The following is an 18550-nucleotide window of genomic DNA, read 5'->3' as shown; positions in this document are numbered from 1 at the left end:
CAGCATGTTGTTGCTGCCGCATGGAGGCGCAGGTGACGCTCGATTCCTTTTCGCAAAAAATCCTTCGCCTGTTGCAGCTCGACGCGCGCCGTTCCGTTCAGGAAATTTCCGACCAGGTCGGCCTGTCGAGCACGCCGTGCTGGCGCCGCATCAAGGACATGGAACAGTCGGGCGTGATCCAGCGCTACACGGCGCTGCTCGATCGCGAGAAGCTCGGCCTGCACGTCTGCGCGCTCGCGCACGTGCACCTGACACGCCACAACGAAGGCGGCGTCGAGCAGTTCGAGCGCGAGATCGCGACCTGCCCGGAAGTCACCGAGTGCTACAGCACGACGGGCGAAGCCGATTACATCCTCAAGATCGTCGCGCCGGACATCAAGGCATACGACGTGTTCCTGCACGAGCGCATCTTCAAGATCCCCGCCGTGTCGCAGGTGCGCACGAGCGTCGTGCTGCGCGAAATCAAGTTCGACACGCAACTGCCGCTGTAACGCGCGGGCCGGCCCGGCCGGTGCGCGGCGTGCGCGGCCGCCGGTCACGCACGCGCGGGCATCGCGCGCGTGAAGCCGATCCGGCGCGCGCCGAACTCGCGCTCCAGCGCACCGACGTCGAGCCGGCCGGCCAGCGCCGCATCGGTATCGTGCGGATCGCCGACGAGCGTCACGTCGATCTCGAGCCCCGTACTCAGGTAATGCAGGTTGATCGCCGCCGCCTGCAGCCCGCGCTGCGCGAGCGCGGCCTCGAGCCGTGCCGCGATCTCGCCGCGCGGCGGCAGCGCGAGCGCCGGACGGCGCGCCGCGTCGTTCTCCGGATCGACGTGGATCAGCGCGTCGAGCACGCGCGGGTCGGACAGCACACGCGCACGCGCGGTTTCGGCAATGTAGTGCCCTTCGGATACGGAAATCTTCGGATCGACGAGGATGTGCGCGTCGACGAGCGCGGCATCGCCCATCTTGCGCGTGCGCAGGTCGTGCACGTCGCGTACGCCGGGCGTCGCCGCGAGCAGCGCGCGGATCTCGGCCGTATCGCCCATATCGAGCGCGCGGTCGGACAGGTCCTGCAGCGCGTCATAGCCGAACGTCCAGCCCATCCGCGCGACCATGAAGCCGACGATCGCGGCCGCGATCGGGTCGAGCAGCTTCACGCCGGCCAGGCTGCCGACGATGCCGATCGCGACGACCAGCGACGAGGCGGCATCCGAACGCGCATGCCATGCATTCGCGACGAGCATCGCCGAACGCACGCGCCGCGCCTCGCGCAGCATGTAGCGAAACAGCGCCTCTTTCGACACGAGTACCGTCAGCGCCACGACCAGCGCGGAAAAATGGACGGCGGGGATATTGTCGAGATTGACGAGGCGGTCGCCGGCGCGCCAGAGCATGCCGATCCCGACCGCGATCAGGATCGCGCCGAGAAACAATGATGCGACCGTCTCGTAGCGGCTATGACCGTAATTGTGGTCGGCATCGGGCGATGCGCCACTATGACGATTCGCAACCAGCACGACAAAATCCGAGATCAAATCGGATATCGAATGCACACCGTCGGCAATCAACGCCTGCGAATGCGCAATCGTACCGACGACGATCTGAAATGTGGCGAGCACCACATTCAGCACAATACTGACGAGCGTGCTCTTGCGCGCAACCGTGTGCTTATCTGCGCTCTGCGCGTCGCCGGAAAACGTGGACATGAAATATGAGATATCGGTGTGCGATACGCAATTCTATCAAACGCGCGTCGCGAACCCGCTCAATACCCGAAAATTTCTTATTTAAATCAATCGCTTATACGAACGTGTCGCATTTTCATTCACATGGCGATTATTACATTTTCATGACAATGTTTGCAGGACGGCTGCGTCCGAAAACAAAAAAGCCGCGCTCCTGAACGGACACGCGGCTCTTTCGAAGCGCAGACGACTTAAACAAACGTTTAAATCGCAAACTGTTCGCGGTTCTTGCCTGCAATCCAGCGCGGCGGCTTGCCACGGCCCGACCACGTCGCGCCCGTTTCCGGATCGCGGTACTTCGCGGCCACGCCTGCGCGCGGACGGCCAACCTTGCCTGCCTTCGCGCGGCTGAGACCGAGTTCGGCGAGCGAAAAGCCGTAGTCGGCAATTTTCTGCTTCACGTCATTCAGCACTTCAGCGTATTCACGCGACTTCGCTTCTTCGATTTGCTTCTCCAGCTTCTCCCGCTGGGCCAGCAGGTCCTTGTAAGAAGACATAGTTTCCCTTTCTATCTGACTAATGGCGCCGGTCTGCAGCCAGCTCACCATTCATGAAATATATGTGCCTCGGATTTTCGAAGGCAGAGATTAGCACAAAAAAGATTTGATAGAAGCGAGATTCACGAAAATCCCGAGATCAATTGTAATTCGCGCATGTCATTTTGACCGGCCGCGGCCTTTTCTCAAATTTTTACGTCTCCGTACAGAGATTAGGACATTAGCGATTGCCTATTCGGACTATCAACATACGCAATTACCCTGTATTCGGGAAAATAGAAGCTTTCATCGGACGACAGCTTTGCGAAAACCACATGACGCGGTTTGCTAAACGGACAAATCACTGACCCGCGACGTCACGTCACACCGCGTGCGCATGCCGTCAGCCGGTCGCGCAGCGCGCCGAGATCGGCCGACGGCGCATCGAAGGGCGTACGCACCCGGCGGCCGTCGTATCGCCAGTCGGCGCCGTGGCAATCGACGCCGAGCAGGTCGAGCCCGTCGCGGCGCGCCTCGCCCGTCTCGTAGGCGTTCCACAGCGCCTGCTCGTCGTCGAACGCGAGCGGCGGCCGTGCATCGAGATGCGGGCCGTCGACCCAGCCCATCCGCCCGAAACCGCCGATATAGCGCAGCCGCTCGATCTCGAGCGCCCAGAACGCGAAATCGCCGAGTGCGAGATAGCGCGCGGCGTCCGGCTCATAGCGCTGGTAGCGCGCGGCGACATGCGGATCGTCGCCGAGCGGCACGAACCGGCCGAGCAGCGTCGCACGCTCGGCGTTCAGCACGTCGCCATCCGGCGCGTCGACGACCAGGAAGCCCGCGCGCGGATCGGCGGCGAGATTGCGCGTGTGCTCGGCCAGGCCGCTGACGAGGATCACGGGCCGATGGCTTGCATCGGGTGCAAACGGGACGACCGTCGGATACGGGAAACCCAGTGGTTCGCGCGTATGAGTGGCGAGCGTGCCGAGCGCGCAACGGTGCAGCAAATGCAGCGCGAGGGCGGGATCGATGTTCAAGAGGACTCCTGCGGTCGAAGGGCGGCGCGTCGTGCATGCCGCATACGATTCGATGTTACCCGCCGGCGCGACGCGCCGCGCATCGACCGAATGACCAATGCGGCTCGGCCGTCCGATCGTCGGCCGAACGGCAGTGCCCGGCACGATCGTAAGCGGTTCGATAGAATCGGACGATTCCGACGGACGCCGCGTGCGTCCGCGCATTTCTCCTGGCGAGCCTTTCCGTGTCCGAATCCTCCTCCCCCGAATCGTCGTCCCCGTTCGCCGCGCCGCCCGACGCGCACCGCGTGCTGCCGCTGCCGGCCCGCCAGCGCGCGCGCACGGCGTCGATGGCGCTGTTCTTCGTCGCCGGCATGATGTACGCGTCCTGGGGCGTGCACGTGCCGACCGTGCGCGACAAGTTCGCGCTGAGCCCCGGCCTGCTGTCGATCGCGCTGTTCGCGGTCGCCGGCGGCTCGATCGCCGCGATGCTGACCATCGCGCGCTGGATCACCCGCGTCGGCTCGCGCACCGCGTGCCTCGCCGGCGGGCTCGTGATGTCCGCGTGCGCGGCGCTGATCCTCGTCGTGCCCGACTACTGGATGCTGCTCGCGGTGCTCGCGCTGTTCGGCTTCTCGATGGCCACGCTCGACGTCGCGATGAACGCCGAGGCGAGCGCGGTCGAGATCGCGCTCGGCAAGCCGATCATGTCGTCGCTGCACGGGATGTTCAGCATCGGCGGGATGGCGGGCGCGGCCGCCGGCGGCGCGCTGCTGTCGGCGGGCATGGCGCCGGCCGTGCACCTCGCACTCGCGGCGGCCGTGAGCGCGGCGGTGCTCGTGGCCGCCAGCCCGGCCGTGCTGCCGCACGTGCCGCACCACGAACACGCGCATGGCGGCGGCAACCGCTGGCGCTCGCCCGCGTTGTGGATGCTCGGCGGCATCGCGCTGATCGCACTGGTCGCCGAAGGCGCGATGTACGACTGGGCGACGGTCTACATGCGCGACGTCGTCGCGGCGAGCCCCGCGCTCGCGAGCGCCGCGTATGCGGCGTTCTCGGGCGGGATGGCCGTCGCGCGCTTCGCGGGCGACGCCGTGCGTGCGCGCTTCGGCGCGCCGCAGCTCGTATTCGCGAGCGCGTCGCTCGCATGCGCGGGGATGATCGGTGCGCTGCTGCTGCCGAATCCGGCCGCGGTGCTGACCGGCTTCACGCTGATGGGCCTCGGCCTCGCGAACATGATGCCCGTGCTGTTCGCGGCCGCCGCGCGCGTGAAGGGCATCCACGCGGCCGAAGGGCTCGCGCACGTGGCGGGGCTCGCGTATTTCGGACTGCTGTTCGGTCCGGTCGTGATCGGTGCAGTCGCGCAGGCCGCGAACCTGACGATCGGCCTGTCGGTCGTCGCGCTGTGCGCGGCACTCGTCGCGCTCGTCGCGCCGAGGGTGCTCGCCCATCTGAAGATCTGACGGTACGACGCACACCGACCCGAACGGCCCAAAGGAAACCAAAAGAAAACGCGCATGCGTTGCCGCATGCGCGTTTTCACCCCTTCTGTTGACCGCTTGTCGCGTTACATCTTCACTTCGTCGAGCAGCGACTTCTTGCCGCCCTTGTAGTTGTACAGCGAGATCACGCCGTGCTGCAGGTCGCCCTTCGAGTCGAAGGTCGTCGTGCCGATCACGCCCGAGTAGTTCGTCGTCGGCATCGCCGCGAGGATCTTCGCCGGGTCCGTCGAGTTCGCGCGCTTCATCGCGTCGACGATGATGTACACGGCGTCATACGTGAACGGTGCGTAGATCTGGATCGGCTGGCCGAAGCGCTTCTCGTACTTCGCCTTGAACGCCGCGCCGCCCGCCATCTTCTCGAGCGAGGCACCGGCTTCCGAGCACACCACGTTGTCGGTCGCATCGCCGGCCAGGTCGGCCAGCTTTTCCGTGCACACGCCGTCGCCCGCGAAGATCTTCGCGCGCAGGCCGAGCTGCTTCGCCTGTTTCGCGAACGGGCCGCCGGTGGCGTCCATGCCGCCGTACATGATCGCGTCGGGGTTCTCGCCCTTGATCTTGGTCAGAATCGCGCGGAAGTCGACCGCCTTGTCGTTCGTCGCGTCATGCGACATCACCTTCAGGCCGAGCGCCTTCGCCTTCTTCTCGAACTCGTTCGCGAGACCCTGGCCGTATGCGGTCGAATCGTCGACCACCGCCACGCTCTTGATGCCCTTCGAGTGCGCGTAGTTCGCCAGTGCCGGACCCTGTTGCGCATCGGTCGCGACCACGCGGTACGTGGTCTTGAAGCCTTGCTGCGTATAGGCCGGGTTGGTCGCCGACGGCGAGATCTGCACGATGCCCGCATCGCTGTAGATCTTCGAGGCCGGGATCGACGTGCCCGAGTTCAGGTGGCCGACCACGGCGACGACCTTGTCGTCGACGAGCTTCTGCGCAACCTGCGTGGCCTGCCGCGGGTCGGCCGCGTCATCCTGCGGGTCGAGTTGCAGCGTGATCTTCTGGCCGCCGATCGTGAGACCCTTCGCGTTGATCTCCTCGACTGCGAGACGCGCACCGTTTTCGTTGTCCTTGCCCAGGTGTGCAATGCCGCCCGTCAACGGCGCGACGTGGCCGATCTTGACGACTTGATCGGCGGACGCGTTGCTTGCAGCTGCAGCGCACAGCATTGCTGCGGCGGTGATCGGCAACAGCTTTTGCATCTTGATATTCATGTAAGTCTCCAGTTCGGTCCCAATAAACGCCATCGCCCGGTGCCCCGCTGCCATCCCTGTGTTTGCAATCACTGGACGATTCGCCGGATGCATCGTTCATGCACTTGGCCTCAAGCACGTGAAAACAGCCGCTTTTAGCAGCCGCCCCCGTCCGTACTTGCGCGCAAGTGTAGGCGATCAAATTAATTTGTGGGACTTTTTTGGGGTAGTGGTAACACTACCGATATGCGCACTTTGGAAGGGTGACTCGAATATCGCCGCAAGCCCCGCCGGATAAGGGTTTCCGCTAATTTCCGGCAGCTTCCCGACAGATCGATTCAAAAGATTCCCGGGTCATTTCGATTCGGTATTTTGTGCCCGGGATCATTGAATGAAACGCGCGTGACAACACGCGTGCTTCGTCGTCCGGCATCAACCATTCAGGCGGCCGATGCGCGCCATTCGGCATCGAGCGCCGCGACGAGCTGCGACGTCGTCAGCGCATCGCCGCGGCGCCGCGCGAGCGGCGCGCCCTGTCCGGCCCACAGCGACAGGTAGTCGCCGTCGTTCGCGCGCGCGGCGGCCTGACGCAGCGGCTGCGTCAGCGCGTTCTGCACCGGGTACGGCGCGACGTCGGCCACGTGTGCGCCGAGCCGCGCCATCAGCGTGTTGCGCAACCCGCGCGCGTGGCGGCCGGTGATCGCACGGGTGACCTGCGTCGACGTATCGGTGCTCGCGAGCAGGCGCGCCTTCCAGTCCGCCGCGATCGCGCTTTCCATACAGGTGAGGAACGCGGTGCCGAGCTGGGCGCCCTGCGCGCCGAGCGCGAGCGCGGCCGCGATCCCGCGGCCGTCCATGATGCCGCCCGCGGCGAGCACGGGCAGGCCGGTCGCGTCGACGAGCTGCGGCACGAGCGCGAGCGTGCCGATCAGCGCATCGTCGGCGGAACCGATGAACGTGCCGCGATGGCCGCCCGCCTCGGCGCCCTGCGCGGACAGCGCGTCGGCGCCGGCCGCCTGCCACGCGAGCCCTTCGGCCACGTGCGTCGCGGTGCCGATCACATAGGTGCCGGCCGCCTTCAGCCGCGCGACGTCGGCCGCGTCGAGCACGCCGAACGTGAAGCTCGCGACCGGCACGCGCAGCGCGACGAGCGCGTCGAGCTGCGTGCGGAAGTCGGGCGCGTAGCGGGCCGGCGCGGTGCCCGGCGGCAAGCCGAGCGCCGCGTTCAGCGGGTCGATCGCGGCCAGTGCGCGCGCGACGGTCGCCGCGTCGGGCGTGGCGTCCGGCAGCACGAACAGGTTGACCGCGAACGGGCGATCGGTCGCCGCGCGAATGGCGTCGACTTCGGTGGCGAGGCGCTCGGGCGCGAACGCGGCGGCGCCGAGGCTGCCGAGCGCGCCCGCGTTCGATGCGGCGGCGACCATCGCGGTCGTGGTCGCGCCGACCATCGGCGCCTGCACGAGCGGCAGGCGCAGGCCGAAGCGTTCGGAAAAGGGCGTGGCAAACAGACGGGCAGACATGGCGAATCCTTCGATGAACGATGCGCGAAAGCGCTTTGTAAATGCCGGCACATCGACTCTATCGAAGCCGCGCGGCGCCGAAAAATGAATAATCGAGATCGAAACGATCGCTGCGCGAGAAGCCGGCGCGTGCGCTGCAGCACCCGGCGATTGGTGGCACACTAGGCCGCCCTCTTTCACCCCGGGGTGCGCATCGCGCATCCCGTTCGCCAGGAGTTCAGAACGTGACTGCCCAATGGATCGACATCCCGACCGGTAACGACAGCTTCGGCGGCTATCTCGCGCTGCCCAAGCGCGGCAAGGGCCCTGCCGTCATCATCATCCAGGAGATCTTCGGCGTGAACGCGCACATCCGCGCGGTCGCCGACCAGTACGCGTCCGACGGCTTCGTCGCGCTCGCGCCGGACGTGTTCTGGCGCACGCAGCCGCGCGTCGAGCTGACCTACGAAGGCGCGGATCGCGACAAGGGTATCGAGCTGATGAAGAAGACCGACGTGGGTCTCGCGGTTGCCGACATCGGCGCGGCGGCCGACGCGTTGCGCGCCCGCCCCGAAGTAGCCGGCAAGGTCGCCGCGATCGGCTACTGCTTCGGCGGCCAGCTCGCATACCGCGCGGCCGCGACCGGCAAGCTCGACGCGGCCGTGTCCTATTACGGCGGCGGCATCCAGAACGCGCTCGACCTGGCCGGCAAGGTCACGCAGCCGATCCTGTTCCATTACGCGGAAAACGATCACGGGATTCCGCTCACGGCCGTCGATGCGGTGAAGGCCGCGTTCGCCGGCCATGGCCACGCGTCCTTCCACGTGTACGCGGGCGCCGAGCACGGCTTCAACTGCACGGACCGCGCGTCGTACAACCAGCGCGCGGCGGCGCTCGCGCACGGCCGCACGCTGACGTTCCTCGCCGAGCACCTGTAAACAAGCCCGGCCGCGGGCCCGGCGCACCGGGCCCGCGTTATGCTCCCCTCATCGCCACGAGTCACAACGGGGGTGACAGCGATGCACTCGGACTATCTCGCGCATGACGCGATCGGCCTCGCGGCGCTCGTGCGCGACCGCAAGGCCAGCCCGCGCGAACTGCTCGACGCCGCGATCGGGCAGGCCGAAGCGGTCAACGGCGCGATCAACGCGATCGTGCTGCAGGACTACGAAGCCGCGCGCCAGCGCGCGGGCGCCGCGCCCGAACCCGGCGCCGATGCGCCGTTCGCGGGCGTGCCGTATCTCGTCAAGGATCTCGGCGCGGCGGTCGCCGGGCTGCCGCTGTCGATGGGCAGTCGGCACTACCGCTATTTCGTGCCGGCCGACGATTCCCCGGTGATCGCGCGCAGCCGCGCGGCGGGCCTGAACCTGTTCGGCAAGACCAACACGTCGGAAATCGGCCAGATGCCGTACACCGAACCCGAGCTGTTCGGCGCGTGCCGCAACCCGTGGAATCTCGATCACACGCCCGGCGGCTCGAGCGGCGGCGCCGCGGCGGCGGTCGCGGCCGGCATCGTGCCGCTCGCGCATGCGTCCGACGGCGGCGGCTCGATCCGGATTCCCGCGTCGTGCTGCGGGCTGTTCGGCCTGAAGCCGAGCCGCAACCCGGTGCTCGTCGACCAGCCGTCGAACGGCGAACTCGTCGTCCAGCATGCGGTGTCGCGCAGCGTGCGCGACAGCGCGCTGCTGCTCGACGTGACGACCGGCCAGACGCTGCCGGCCGGCGCGCCGGGCACCTTCCTCGGCGCGATCGACACGCCGCCCGGCCCGCTGCGGATCGGCTTCGTCGTCGATCCGATGCTCGCGCCGGCACTCGCCGACGACACGCGGGCGGCGCTCGACGATGCGGCCGCGCTGCTCGAATCGCTCGGTCACCATGTCGAACCGGCGACGCTGAACGTCGACTACGCCCGCGCGGCCGAAACCTTCCTCACGCTGTGGGCGACGATCGCCGAGGAGATGGTGCTCGGCGCGCGCGCATTGACCGGCCGCACGCCGCGGCGCGGCGAATTCGAGGCCGCGACGTGGGCGATGGCCGTGGTCGGTCGGCGCCTCGCCCGCACGCGCCTGCCGGACGTGCTCGAATGGCAGCGCCAGCTGACCGTGCAGGTTTCCGGTCTCGTCTCGCGCTACGACGCGATCCTGTGCGCGTCGCTCGCGGCGCCGCCGGTGAAGATCGGCGAGCTGCAGCCGACGCCGTTCGAATCCGCGCAGATGAAGCTGGTCGCCGCGCTGCCCGTCAAGCCGCTGCTGAAGGAAATGCTCGCGAAGTCGTCGGAAAAGGCGTTCGCGTGGGCCGGCTGTACCGAACTGTTCAACCTGACCGGCCAGCCGGCGATGTCGGTGCCGCTCTACTGGAATGCGCGCGGGCTGCCGATCGGCGTGCAGTTCGCCGCGCGCCACGCCGACGACGCGCTGCTGCTCAGGCTCGCGCGGCAGCTCGAGCAGGCGCGGCCGTGGTTCGATCGCCGCCCGCCGCTGATGCAGGCGCAGCGCTGACGCGCCGGCGCTTGCGCCACGCGTCACGAAAAAAAACCCCGCCGGGAACCCGGCGGGGTTTTGGCGCATGCAACCGCGCGACCGCGCTTACACGGCGAGCCGTTCGCAGATCGTCCGCGTGGCGGTCGCTGCGTTCAGCGTATAGAAATGTAGCCCCGGCACGCCCGCATCGATCAGGCGCTGGCACAGGCCCGTGACGACGTCCGCGCCGAACGCGCGGATCGACTCGCGATCGTCGCCGAAGCTTTCGAGCCGGCGCGCGACCCAGCGCGGCACTTCGGCGCCGCACATCTCGGAGAAGCGCATCAGCTGCGAGAAGTTCGTGATCGGCATGATGCCCGGCACGATCGGCACGTCCACGCCCAGCTTGCGCGTATCGTCGACGAAGCGGAAATACGCGTCGGCGTTGAAGAAGTACTGCGTGATCGCGGAATTCGCGCCGGCTTTCACCTTGCGCGCGAAATTCTCGAGATCGGCCTTCGGCGAACGCGACTGCGGGTGATACTCCGGGTAGCCGGCGACTTCGATGTGGAACCAGTCGCCATGCTCGGCGCGGATGAAGCTGACGAGCTCGGACGCATAACGCAGCTCGCCGACCTCGCCCATCCCCGACGGCAGGTCGCCGCGCAGCGCGACGATGTGCCGGATGCCGTGCGAGCGGTACTGGTCGAGGATCGCGCGCAGGCTGTCGCGCGACGAGCCGATGCACGACAGGTGCGGCGCGGCCTCGAGGCCGTCCTTCTGCATGTCGAGCACGGTATCGAGCGTGCCCTGCTGCGTCGAGCCGCCGGCGCCGAACGTCACGGAGACGAATTTCGGCTTCAGCGGCAGCAGTTGCGCACGCGTCGCGCGCAGCTTTTCGACGCCGTCCGCCGTCTTCGGCGGGAAGAATTCAAACGAGAGTTCGATCGGTTTCATGATTCGGTGGGTTCAGCCTCAGCCGATGTCGCGCTGGCCGAAGATCAGGGCGGACAGCAGCCACGACACGATGCTGTACAGGATCGACCCGAAGAACGCGGACCAGAATCCCGACACCTCGAAGCCCTTCAGCAGCGACGACGCGAACCAGAAGCACAGCGCGTTCACGACGAGGATGAACACCCCCAGCGTGACGATCGTCACGGGCAGCGTCAGCAGGATCAGCACCGGACGGATCACCGTGTTGATCAGGCCAAGCACGACCGCGATGATCAGCGCGGTGCCGAAGCTCTTGATGTGAATCGACGGCACGAGATACGTGATGATCAGCAGCGCGAGCGCGTTGATGACCCAGGTGAGGATGACGCTCATGGAGTGCTCCGGTTCGGTTGTCGATCTGTACGATCAGTGGCCGCCGCCGGCCGCCGCGCGGGCCCGAAGGCGCCGCGCGGCAAGCCGGCGATCCGGCGCCGGGCCGCTGCCGCACCGTGCGTCCCGCAGCGGGGCGCGCACGGCACGGCGGCGGCCGCGACGCATCAGTAGCGGTAGTGGTTCGGCTTGAACGGGCCGTCCTTCTGCACGCCGATGTACGAAGCCTGCTCGTCCGACAGCACGGACAGGTTCGCGCCGATGCGCGCGAGGTGCAGGCGCGCGACCTTTTCATCGAGATGCTTCGGCAGCACGTACACCTTGTTCTCGTACTCGTTGCCGCGCACGAACAGCTCGATCTGCGCGAGCGTCTGGTTCGCGAACGAGTTCGACATCACGAACGACGGGTGGCCGGTCGCGCAGCCGAGGTTCACGAGGCGGCCTTCCGCCAGCAGGATCACGCGCTTGCCGTCCGGGAAGATGATGTGGTCGACCTGCGGCTTGATGTTTTCCCACTGGTACTGGCGCGTCGACGCGACGTCGATTTCCGAGTCGAAGTGGCCGATGTTGCAGACGATCGCGTTGTGGCGCATCGCCTTCATGTGATCGTGGTTGATCACGTGGTAGTTGCCGGTCGCCGTCACGAAGATGTCGGCCTTGTCGGCCGCGTATTCCATCGTCACGACGCGGTAGCCTTCCATCGCCGCCTGCAGCGCGCAGATCGGATCGATTTCGGTGACCCACACGGTCGCGCCCAGGCCGCGCAGCGACTGCGCGCAGCCCTTGCCCACGTCGCCGTAGCCCGCGACGACCGCGACCTTGCCCGCGATCATCACGTCGGTCGCGCGCTTGATGCCGTCGACCAGCGATTCGCGGCAGCCGTACAGGTTGTCGAACTTCGACTTCGTGACCGAATCGTTCACGTTGAACGCCGGGAACGGCAGGCGGCCGTCCTTTTCCATCTGGTACAGGCGGTGCACGCCGGTCGTGGTTTCCTCGGTCACGCCCTTGATGTGCGCGAGGCGCTTCGAGTACCAGGTCGCATCGATGTCGAGGTGCTTCGCGATCGACTTGTACAGCGCGACTTCTTCCTCGTTGGTCGGCTTCGCGATCACCGAACGGTCCTTCTCGGCCTTCGCGCCGAGGATCAGCAGCAGCGTTGCGTCGCCGCCGTCGTCCAGGATCATGTTCGCGAATTCGCCGTTCGGCCATTCGAAGATGCGGTGCGAGAACTCCCAGTATTCGTCGAGCGACTCGCCCTTGAACGCGAACACCGGCGTGCCGGCTTCGACGATCGCGGCCGCGGCGTGATCCTGCGTCGAGAAGATGTTGCACGAGGCCCAGCGGACGTCCGCGCCGAGCGCCTTCAGCGTCTCGATCAGCACGCCCGTCTGGATCGTCATGTGCAGCGAACCGGCGATGCGCGCGCCCTTCAGCGGCTGCTGCGCCTTGTATTCGTCGCGGATCTGCACGAGGCCCGGCATTTCGGTCTCGGCGATGTTGAGTTCCTTGCGGCCCCAGCCGGCCAGTGCCATGTCGGCGACGACGTAATCGTGGGAAGCCTTGGAATCGATAATGGCGTTCATCACGCCCTCCTTTCTAAAAAAGTTCTAGATTGGTGACGTGAGCGCCGTTCAGGAAGCGGGGCCGGCGCGACGATCGCTGAACGCGCCGCACGGCTGCTTGGTGAAGCCTTCCGAGCCTGGCGGACACGGACGGTCCGTCGCAACGCTCCTCGGAAAACGGAGGGGATTGTAGCAAATCGGCGCGCAAAATGCGCGAGCACCGCGACGCAAGCACGGCACAAGCGCGCGGCGTCGGCGCGCGTGGCCGCCCTGACAGGGTCAGGACTCCGCGCCGACCCAGGCCTGTTCGCGCAGCCGCGCGCGCAGGCGCGCGACGGCCTGGCTGTGCAGCTGGCACACGCGCGACTCGCTCACTTCGAGCACCGCGCCGATCTCGCGCAGATTCAGACCCCGTTCGTAGTACAGCGACATCAGCAGCTTCTCGCGCTCCGGCAGCCGCTCGATCGCCTCGACGAGCGCCTCGCGCAGGTGCTCGTCGAGCAGCGCCGACAGCGGATCGGCGTGATCGACGCGATAGCGGTCGAGAAACGGCTCGTCGTCGGCCGCGCGGTCGAAATCCTCGTAGTAGATGAGCTGGCTGCCGTGCAGGTCCTGCAGCATCCCCTGGTATTCGTCGAGCGGCATCTTCAGGTGCTCGGCGATCTCGGTCTCGCTCGCCGAGCGGCCGAGATGCTGCTCGACCTGGTGCACCGCGTGCTCGACCTCGCGCGACGTCTTGCGCAGGCTGCGCGGCAGCCAGTCGTTGCTGCGCAGCTCGTCGAGCATCGCGCCGCGGATGCGCTGCGTCGCGTAGGTCTCGAACTGCGCGCCCTGGTCTTCCTTGTAGCGGCCGGCCGCGTCCATCAGGCCGATCATGCCGGCCTGGATCAGATCGTCGAGATCGACGCTCGCCGGCATCTTCGCGACGAGCTGCAGCCCGAGGCGACGCACGAGCGGCGCATATTGCGCGAGCACGTCGGCCTGGGACATCTTTCCTTGAGCGTTGTACATCATGGCTCTCTCCTTCCGGTGGCGCTCACGCGGCGTGTGCCGCGCCGGCCTCATACGACGGCTTGCCGCCCGCGTGGACCGCGCGCCCCGTGCCCGGCCGCGGGCGCATCGGCCAGTACAGCAGGTCGGCGGCAATCTGCCGGTAGTCGCGCGCGGCCGGCGACGACGGGAACGCATCGACCACCGCGTGCATCAGTTCGCGCGCATGCTCGACGAGCGGATCGGCGCTCACGCAGCCCGCGTCGGCGATCGACACGGTCAGGTAGCGGCTCGCGACGCCCGCGAGGTTGTCGAAGGCCGTCTTCGCGTCCGCGTGGCTGCCGACGTGATTGGTCAGCACGCGGAACTGCGCGAACGCGTGCGCGAAATGCAGCCGCTTCATGCATGCGTACGCCTCGGTGATCGCCTGCGCGGCGACCCGCGTGACGACCAGCACGTCGTGGGCCTCGCGGGCGAGCGCCGAGAACGAACCGTCGGCGCCGAGCTGCGCGTCGACCAGCACGATGTCGGCCGGGCCGTCGATGAAATCGCTCAACTGCGCGTCGCTGTAGCCGGCACGCGCGAGCCGCGCGGCCGCGCACAGGCCGAAGCCGGCAGCCACCCGCGTGCGTTCGCCGTCGCGCAGCCACGCGCCCGCCAGGGTCGCGCTGGCCGAATGCACGTCGGCGCGTTCGTCGACGACGAGCACGTCCTTGCCGAGCGACGCGAGCGCCGTCGCCAGATTCACGATGGCGGACGTGCAGCCCACCCCCGTCGGCCCGCCCGTCACCGCGACGATGCGCGACGCGCGCCCGGCCAGCAGGCGCCGCAGCCCTTCGGCCTGGTCGATGATCCGTTTATCCAAATCGCACCTCGTGCAGCTCGGCGGTGGAACGTGCGGTCAGTGCGGAAAGCAGCGTCGGCATGTCCTCGTCTTGCGGCACGAAGGGGGAGCCGTCGCGCGGCACACAGAACGCGCTCTTCAGCAGGAATTTGGTCGAGGCGACGTACAGGTTCTCCGGCACCTTCTGGCCGGTCGACACGTAGTGGACCGGCAGCTTGTAGCGGATCACCGTGTCGAGCACGCCGCCGAGGTGGGTCGCCTCGTCGAGCTTCGTGAGGATGCAGCCGGCGAGATCGGAGGATGCCGCGTGCGGATGCTCGCCCGCGCTGCGGTATGCCTGCACGACTTCGTTGAGCGTGTCGCCGTGGCTCGTCGCGTTGAGCAGCAGCAGGCGCTGCACCGGCGCGTTCGCGCCGTGCAGCATCGCGATCTGGTCGGACACCGCGCGGTCGCGCTGGCTCATGCCGATCGTGTCGATCAGCACGATGTGCTTGTTGCGCAGCTCGGACAGCGCGAGCGCGAGATCGCCCGCATCCTTCACCGCGTGCACCGGCACGCCGAGGATCTTGCCGAAGATGCGCAACTGCTCGTGGCCGCCGATCCGGTAGCTGTCGGTGGTCAGCAGCGCGACCTTGCTCGCGCCGAAGCGCATCACGCAGCGCGCGGCCAGCTTCGCGGTGGTGGTCGTCTTGCCGACGCCCGTCGGCCCCATCAGCGCGAACACGCCGCCGCGCTCCATCAGCGCGTCCTCGCTGTCGAGCACCGGCAGATTCGACGCGAGCACCGACTGCGCCCATTCGGCGGCCTGTTCGAAGGTCTGCGTGCCGTCGCCGGACGGCAGGTTGTCGACCAGCATCCGCACGAGCTGCGCGGAGAAGCCGGCCGCGAACAGGTGCTTCGTCAGCGCGCCGTGCACGGCGCTGCGACGCTGGCGGTCGTGCCACTTCAGGCTGTCGAACTGCTCTTCCATCATCCCGCGCAGTTCGCCGAGTTCCTGCATCACCGTGTCGTTGACGATCCGCTCGATGCGCGACTTCACCGCGTCGGCCACCGCGGCGGCCGTGTCGGCGGACAGGCGCGTGCGCTCGGCCGTCTTTGCCGCGTGCGCGGCGCCCGTGTCGGGGCGCGGGAGGCGGCCGGCATCCGGCGCTCGGCGTCGCGCACGATGTCGCGCGCCCAGTCGGGCGGCGTCGCGCGCGCGGCGGCCTGCGGCGCGGGTGCGCTCGCCGGCGGCGTGGCCGGCGCCTGCGCGCGTGCGATCAGCGCGTCGCGCTGCTGCGTCAGGCGCTTCGCGTGCTCGACCAGCCAGGGGGCGGGTTCGGCCGCACCGGCGGCCGGGGTGTCGGCGGCGATGCCGGCGGCGGACGTGGCGATCGACGGCGAGGCCGCAGCCGGCGGCATGCCGGCCGGCGCATCCGCATCGAGCGCCGACGCGTGCGCGTCCGGCTCCTCCGCGTCGGCGCTCGCGCCGAACACGGACGAGAACACGTCCGGCAGCCCGCCTTCGCCGGCGGCATAAGGATTCATGACCGGGCGCGCCGGTACCGCGCCCGGGCGCGATACGATGCCCGGCACGGCGGCGGCCGGCACGGATTCCGGCAGGCGCGGCGTGGCGAGGCGCGAGCGGGCGGCCGGCGGCGTCACCGCGGCCAGGTCCGAATCGGCGAGTGCAACGATTTCGACGCTGCCGTCATCGAGCGTGCGGTTCGACAGCACGACCGCGTCGGCGCCGAGCGCCTCGCGCACGAGACGAAGTGCGTCGCGGCTCGTTGCGCCGGTGAATTTGCGAATGTTCAAGCGGAACCCCCGATGACGTTAACGACCTTGATCGTGCGTGTGTCCGGCACTTCGGCATACGACAGCACTTTCAATTGCGGCAGGCTGCGGCGCAGGAAACGCGCGAGCATCGCGCGCAGCGCGTGCTGCACGAGCAGCACGGGCGGCAGCCCGAGATTCTGTTGACGCAGCATCGCTTGCTGCGTGCCGGTCAGAAGGTTGTGCGCGAGGCCGGGTTCGAGGCCCGGGTTCGCGCCGGTGGCGAGCGCCTGCGACAGCACGCGCTCGAGATTCGCATCGAGGCCCATCACCTGCATTTCGCCGGCGCCCGGATACCACTGCTGCGTGATCGCGCGGCCGAGCGAGAGCCGCACCGCGGCCGTGATCTCGTACGCGTCGCCGCGGCCCGCGTGTTCGGACACGGCCTCGAGGATCGTGCGCATGTCGCGGATCGGCACGCCTTCCTCGAGCAGGTTCTGCAGCACCTTCTGCAGCGTCGTCAGCGAGATCGTCTTCGGCACGAGGTCCTCGACGAGCGACGGCGCGTCCTTGCCGGTGCGCTCGATGAGCGCCTGCACTTCCTGGCGGCCGAGCAGTTCGGCCGCATGCTGGACGACGAGATGGTTCAGGTGCGTCGCGACGACCGTGCTCGCGTCGACCACCGTGTAGCCGTACACCTGCGCCTGCTCGCGCAGCGCGACGTCGATCCACACGGCCGGCAGCCCGAACGCGGGATCCTGCGTGACCGCGCCCGGCAGCGCGGCCGTCACCTGGCCCGGGTTGATCGCGAGCCACTGGCCCGGGAACACTTCGCCGACGCCGATCTCGACGCCCTTCAGCGCGATCCGGTACGCGTTCGGCCGCAGCTCGAGGTTGTCGCGGATATGGATCACCGGCGGCAGGAAGCCAATCTCCTGCGCGAATTTCTTGCGGATGCTCTTGATGCGCTTGAGCAGCTCGCCGTCGCTGCCCTTGTCGACGAGCGGGATCAGCCGGTAGCCGACTTCGAGGCCGAGCGGATCGATCAGCTGCACGTCGTCCCAGGTTGCCTCGTGGCTGTCGGACGGCAGCACCGCGGGCGGCGCGATGTCGGTCACGTCGCCGGCCGCCTTGCGGGCCGCCGCGCGCCGGGTCAGCGTGCGGGCCAGCCAGATCGCGCCGCCGCCGAGCGCGAGAAACGCGAAGTGCGGCATCCCCGGGATCAGCCCCATGACCACGATGATCACGCCGGTGATCGTCAGCACGCGCGGGTTCGTGAACAGCTGGCCGGTGATCTGCGTGCCGATGTCCTCGTCGGTCGCGACGCGCGACACGATCACGCCGGCTGCAGTCGAGATCACGAGCGACGGGATCTGCGCGACGAGGCCGTCGCCGATCGTCAGCAGCGTGTAGTTCGTGCCGGCTGCGGCGAACGACATGTCGTGCTGGACCATCCCGACGATCAGCCCGCCGATCACGTTGATCGCCATGATGATCAGGCCGGCGATCGCATCGCCGCGCACGAACTTCGACGCGCCGTCCATCGACCCGTAGAACTCGGCTTCCTGCGACACGGCGAGACGCCGCTTGCGCGCCTGTTCCTCGTTGATGAGGCCCGCGTTCAGATCGGCGTCGATCGCCATCTGCTTGCCGGGCATCGCGTCGAGCGTGAAGCGCGCGGACACTTCGGCGATCCGCCCCGCGCCCTTCGTGATCACCATGAAGTTGATGATCATCAGGATCACGAACACGACGATGCCGACCGCGAAATTGCCGCCGACGAGGAAGTGGCCGAACGCCTCGATCACCTGGCCGGCGGCGTCCGGCCCGGTGTGGCCCTCGAGCAGCACGACGCGCGTCGACGCGACGTTCAGCGACAGGCGCAGCAGCGTCGAGAACAGCAGCACGCTCGGGAACGCCGCGAAGTCGAGCGGCTTCATCGTGTACATGCTGACGAGCAGCACCATCACCGACAGCGCGATGTTGAACGTGAACAGCAGATCCAGCAGCATCGGCGGCAGCGGCAGGATCATCATCCCCAGGATCATGCAGATGAGGATCGGGCCCGCGAGCGCGCGCAGGTTCGTGCCGGCGAACGGGTTCTGGCGCTTGGCGAACAGGCCGGTGGTCGGGGTGCTCATGCTGCCTCCGGCCGGGCCGCGTCAGGGGCGGTAGCCGCTACGGGGAACGGCGCGCGCG

General features: G+C 67.8%; 15 protein-coding genes, 1 pseudogene and 1 riboswitch. Of the genes and pseudogenes, 4 read left to right on the top strand and 12 right to left on the bottom strand.

Annotated elements, in window-relative coordinates; genetic code table 11:
• The first annotated feature begins 20 nt into the window (after positions 1–20).
• Positions 21–491, top strand: a complete 471-nt coding sequence (locus AC1VVG_RS01265) for an Lrp/AsnC family transcriptional regulator (RefSeq protein WP_006477376.1) — start codon at positions 21–23, stop codon at positions 489–491.
• A 44-nt stretch (positions 492–535) separates the two neighbouring features.
• Here the strand turns inward: AC1VVG_RS01265 and AC1VVG_RS01260 are convergent, their stop codons facing one another.
• The 3 genes from AC1VVG_RS01260 to AC1VVG_RS01250 form a co-directional block, all read right to left on the bottom strand.
• Positions 536–1693 carry a cation diffusion facilitator family transporter gene (locus tag AC1VVG_RS01260; protein WP_124608586.1) on the bottom strand — a complete coding sequence of 386 codons (1158 nt, stop codon included), beginning with the start codon at positions 1691–1693 and terminating at the stop codon, positions 536–538.
• A 242-nt stretch (positions 1694–1935) separates the two neighbouring features.
• Positions 1936–2229, bottom strand: coding sequence for an H-NS histone family protein (locus AC1VVG_RS01255; protein WP_006491875.1), 294 nt, complete (start codon positions 2227–2229; stop codon positions 1936–1938).
• Between the two features lie 356 nt (positions 2230–2585).
• Positions 2586–3245, bottom strand: coding sequence for a HugZ family pyridoxamine 5'-phosphate oxidase (locus AC1VVG_RS01250; protein ID WP_343727561.1), 660 nt, complete (start codon positions 3243–3245; stop codon positions 2586–2588).
• Positions 3246–3469: 224 nt separating this feature from the next.
• Here AC1VVG_RS01250 and AC1VVG_RS01245 point away from each other — a divergent pair, with 224 nt between their 5' ends.
• Positions 3470–4687, top strand: a complete 1218-nt coding sequence (locus AC1VVG_RS01245; protein WP_034188064.1) for an MFS transporter — start codon at positions 3470–3472, stop codon at positions 4685–4687.
• Between the two features lie 104 nt (positions 4688–4791).
• Here AC1VVG_RS01245 and AC1VVG_RS01240 read toward each other — a convergent pair whose 3' ends face one another.
• A complete protein-coding gene (locus tag AC1VVG_RS01240) occupies positions 4792–5934 on the bottom strand; it encodes a branched-chain amino acid ABC transporter substrate-binding protein (protein WP_034188065.1) in 1143 nt (380 codons plus the stop codon).
• A gap of 419 nt (positions 5935–6353) precedes the next feature.
• Entirely contained in the window at positions 6354–7433 is a 1080-nt protein-coding gene (locus tag AC1VVG_RS01235) for an NAD(P)H-dependent flavin oxidoreductase (RefSeq protein WP_482835153.1), read from the bottom strand.
• 224 nt (positions 7434–7657) lie between these two features.
• Between AC1VVG_RS01235 and AC1VVG_RS01230 the strand changes: the two genes are divergently transcribed.
• Positions 7658–8350 (top strand): dienelactone hydrolase family protein, encoded by a 693-nt coding sequence (locus tag AC1VVG_RS01230; RefSeq protein ID WP_049033307.1) that lies wholly within the window; start codon positions 7658–7660, stop codon positions 8348–8350.
• Positions 8351–8431: 81 nt separating this feature from the next.
• A complete protein-coding gene (locus tag AC1VVG_RS01225) occupies positions 8432–9910 on the top strand; it encodes an amidase (RefSeq protein ID WP_473376810.1) in 1479 nt (492 codons plus the stop codon).
• An 87-nt stretch (positions 9911–9997) separates the two neighbouring features.
• Here AC1VVG_RS01225 and metF read toward each other — a convergent pair whose 3' ends face one another.
• The 7 genes and pseudogenes from metF to flhA form a co-directional block, all read right to left on the bottom strand.
• Positions 9998–10828 (bottom strand): methylenetetrahydrofolate reductase [NAD(P)H], encoded by an 831-nt coding sequence (gene metF, locus AC1VVG_RS01220; RefSeq protein ID WP_034188068.1) that lies wholly within the window; start codon positions 10826–10828, stop codon positions 9998–10000.
• Between the two features lie 18 nt (positions 10829–10846).
• Entirely contained in the window at positions 10847–11200 is a 354-nt protein-coding gene (locus AC1VVG_RS01215; protein WP_006477367.1) for a phage holin family protein, read from the bottom strand.
• A gap of 164 nt (positions 11201–11364) precedes the next feature.
• Positions 11365–12783, bottom strand: coding sequence for an adenosylhomocysteinase (gene ahcY / locus AC1VVG_RS01210; protein ID WP_034188069.1), 1419 nt, complete (start codon positions 12781–12783; stop codon positions 11365–11367).
• Positions 12784–12815: 32 nt separating this feature from the next.
• Positions 12816–12940: riboswitch (S-adenosyl-L-homocysteine riboswitch) on the bottom strand.
• A 101-nt stretch (positions 12941–13041) separates the two neighbouring features.
• Positions 13042–13776, bottom strand: a complete 735-nt coding sequence (locus AC1VVG_RS01205) for an RNA polymerase sigma factor FliA (RefSeq protein WP_034188070.1) — start codon at positions 13774–13776, stop codon at positions 13042–13044.
• A gap of 22 nt (positions 13777–13798) precedes the next feature.
• Complete coding sequence (locus AC1VVG_RS01200; RefSeq protein ID WP_034188071.1) at positions 13799–14617, bottom strand: nucleotide-binding protein; 819 nt, start codon at positions 14615–14617, stop codon at positions 13799–13801.
• Positions 14610–16393: pseudogene (gene flhF, locus AC1VVG_RS01195) on the bottom strand (flagellar biosynthesis GTPase FlhF). The gene AC1VVG_RS01200 and the pseudogene flhF overlap by 8 nt, the downstream one beginning before the upstream one ends.
• Positions 16390–18492, bottom strand: coding sequence for a flagellar biosynthesis protein FlhA (gene flhA / locus AC1VVG_RS01190; RefSeq protein WP_059559372.1), 2103 nt, complete (start codon positions 18490–18492; stop codon positions 16390–16392). Before flhA ends, flhF begins: the two are co-directional and overlap by 4 nt.
• Between the last annotated feature and the right edge of the window lie 58 nt (positions 18493–18550).

The sequence above is a fragment of the Burkholderia sp. L-4 genome (assembly GCF_056856535.1).
This window is presented reverse-complemented; position numbering and strand designations above follow the sequence as displayed.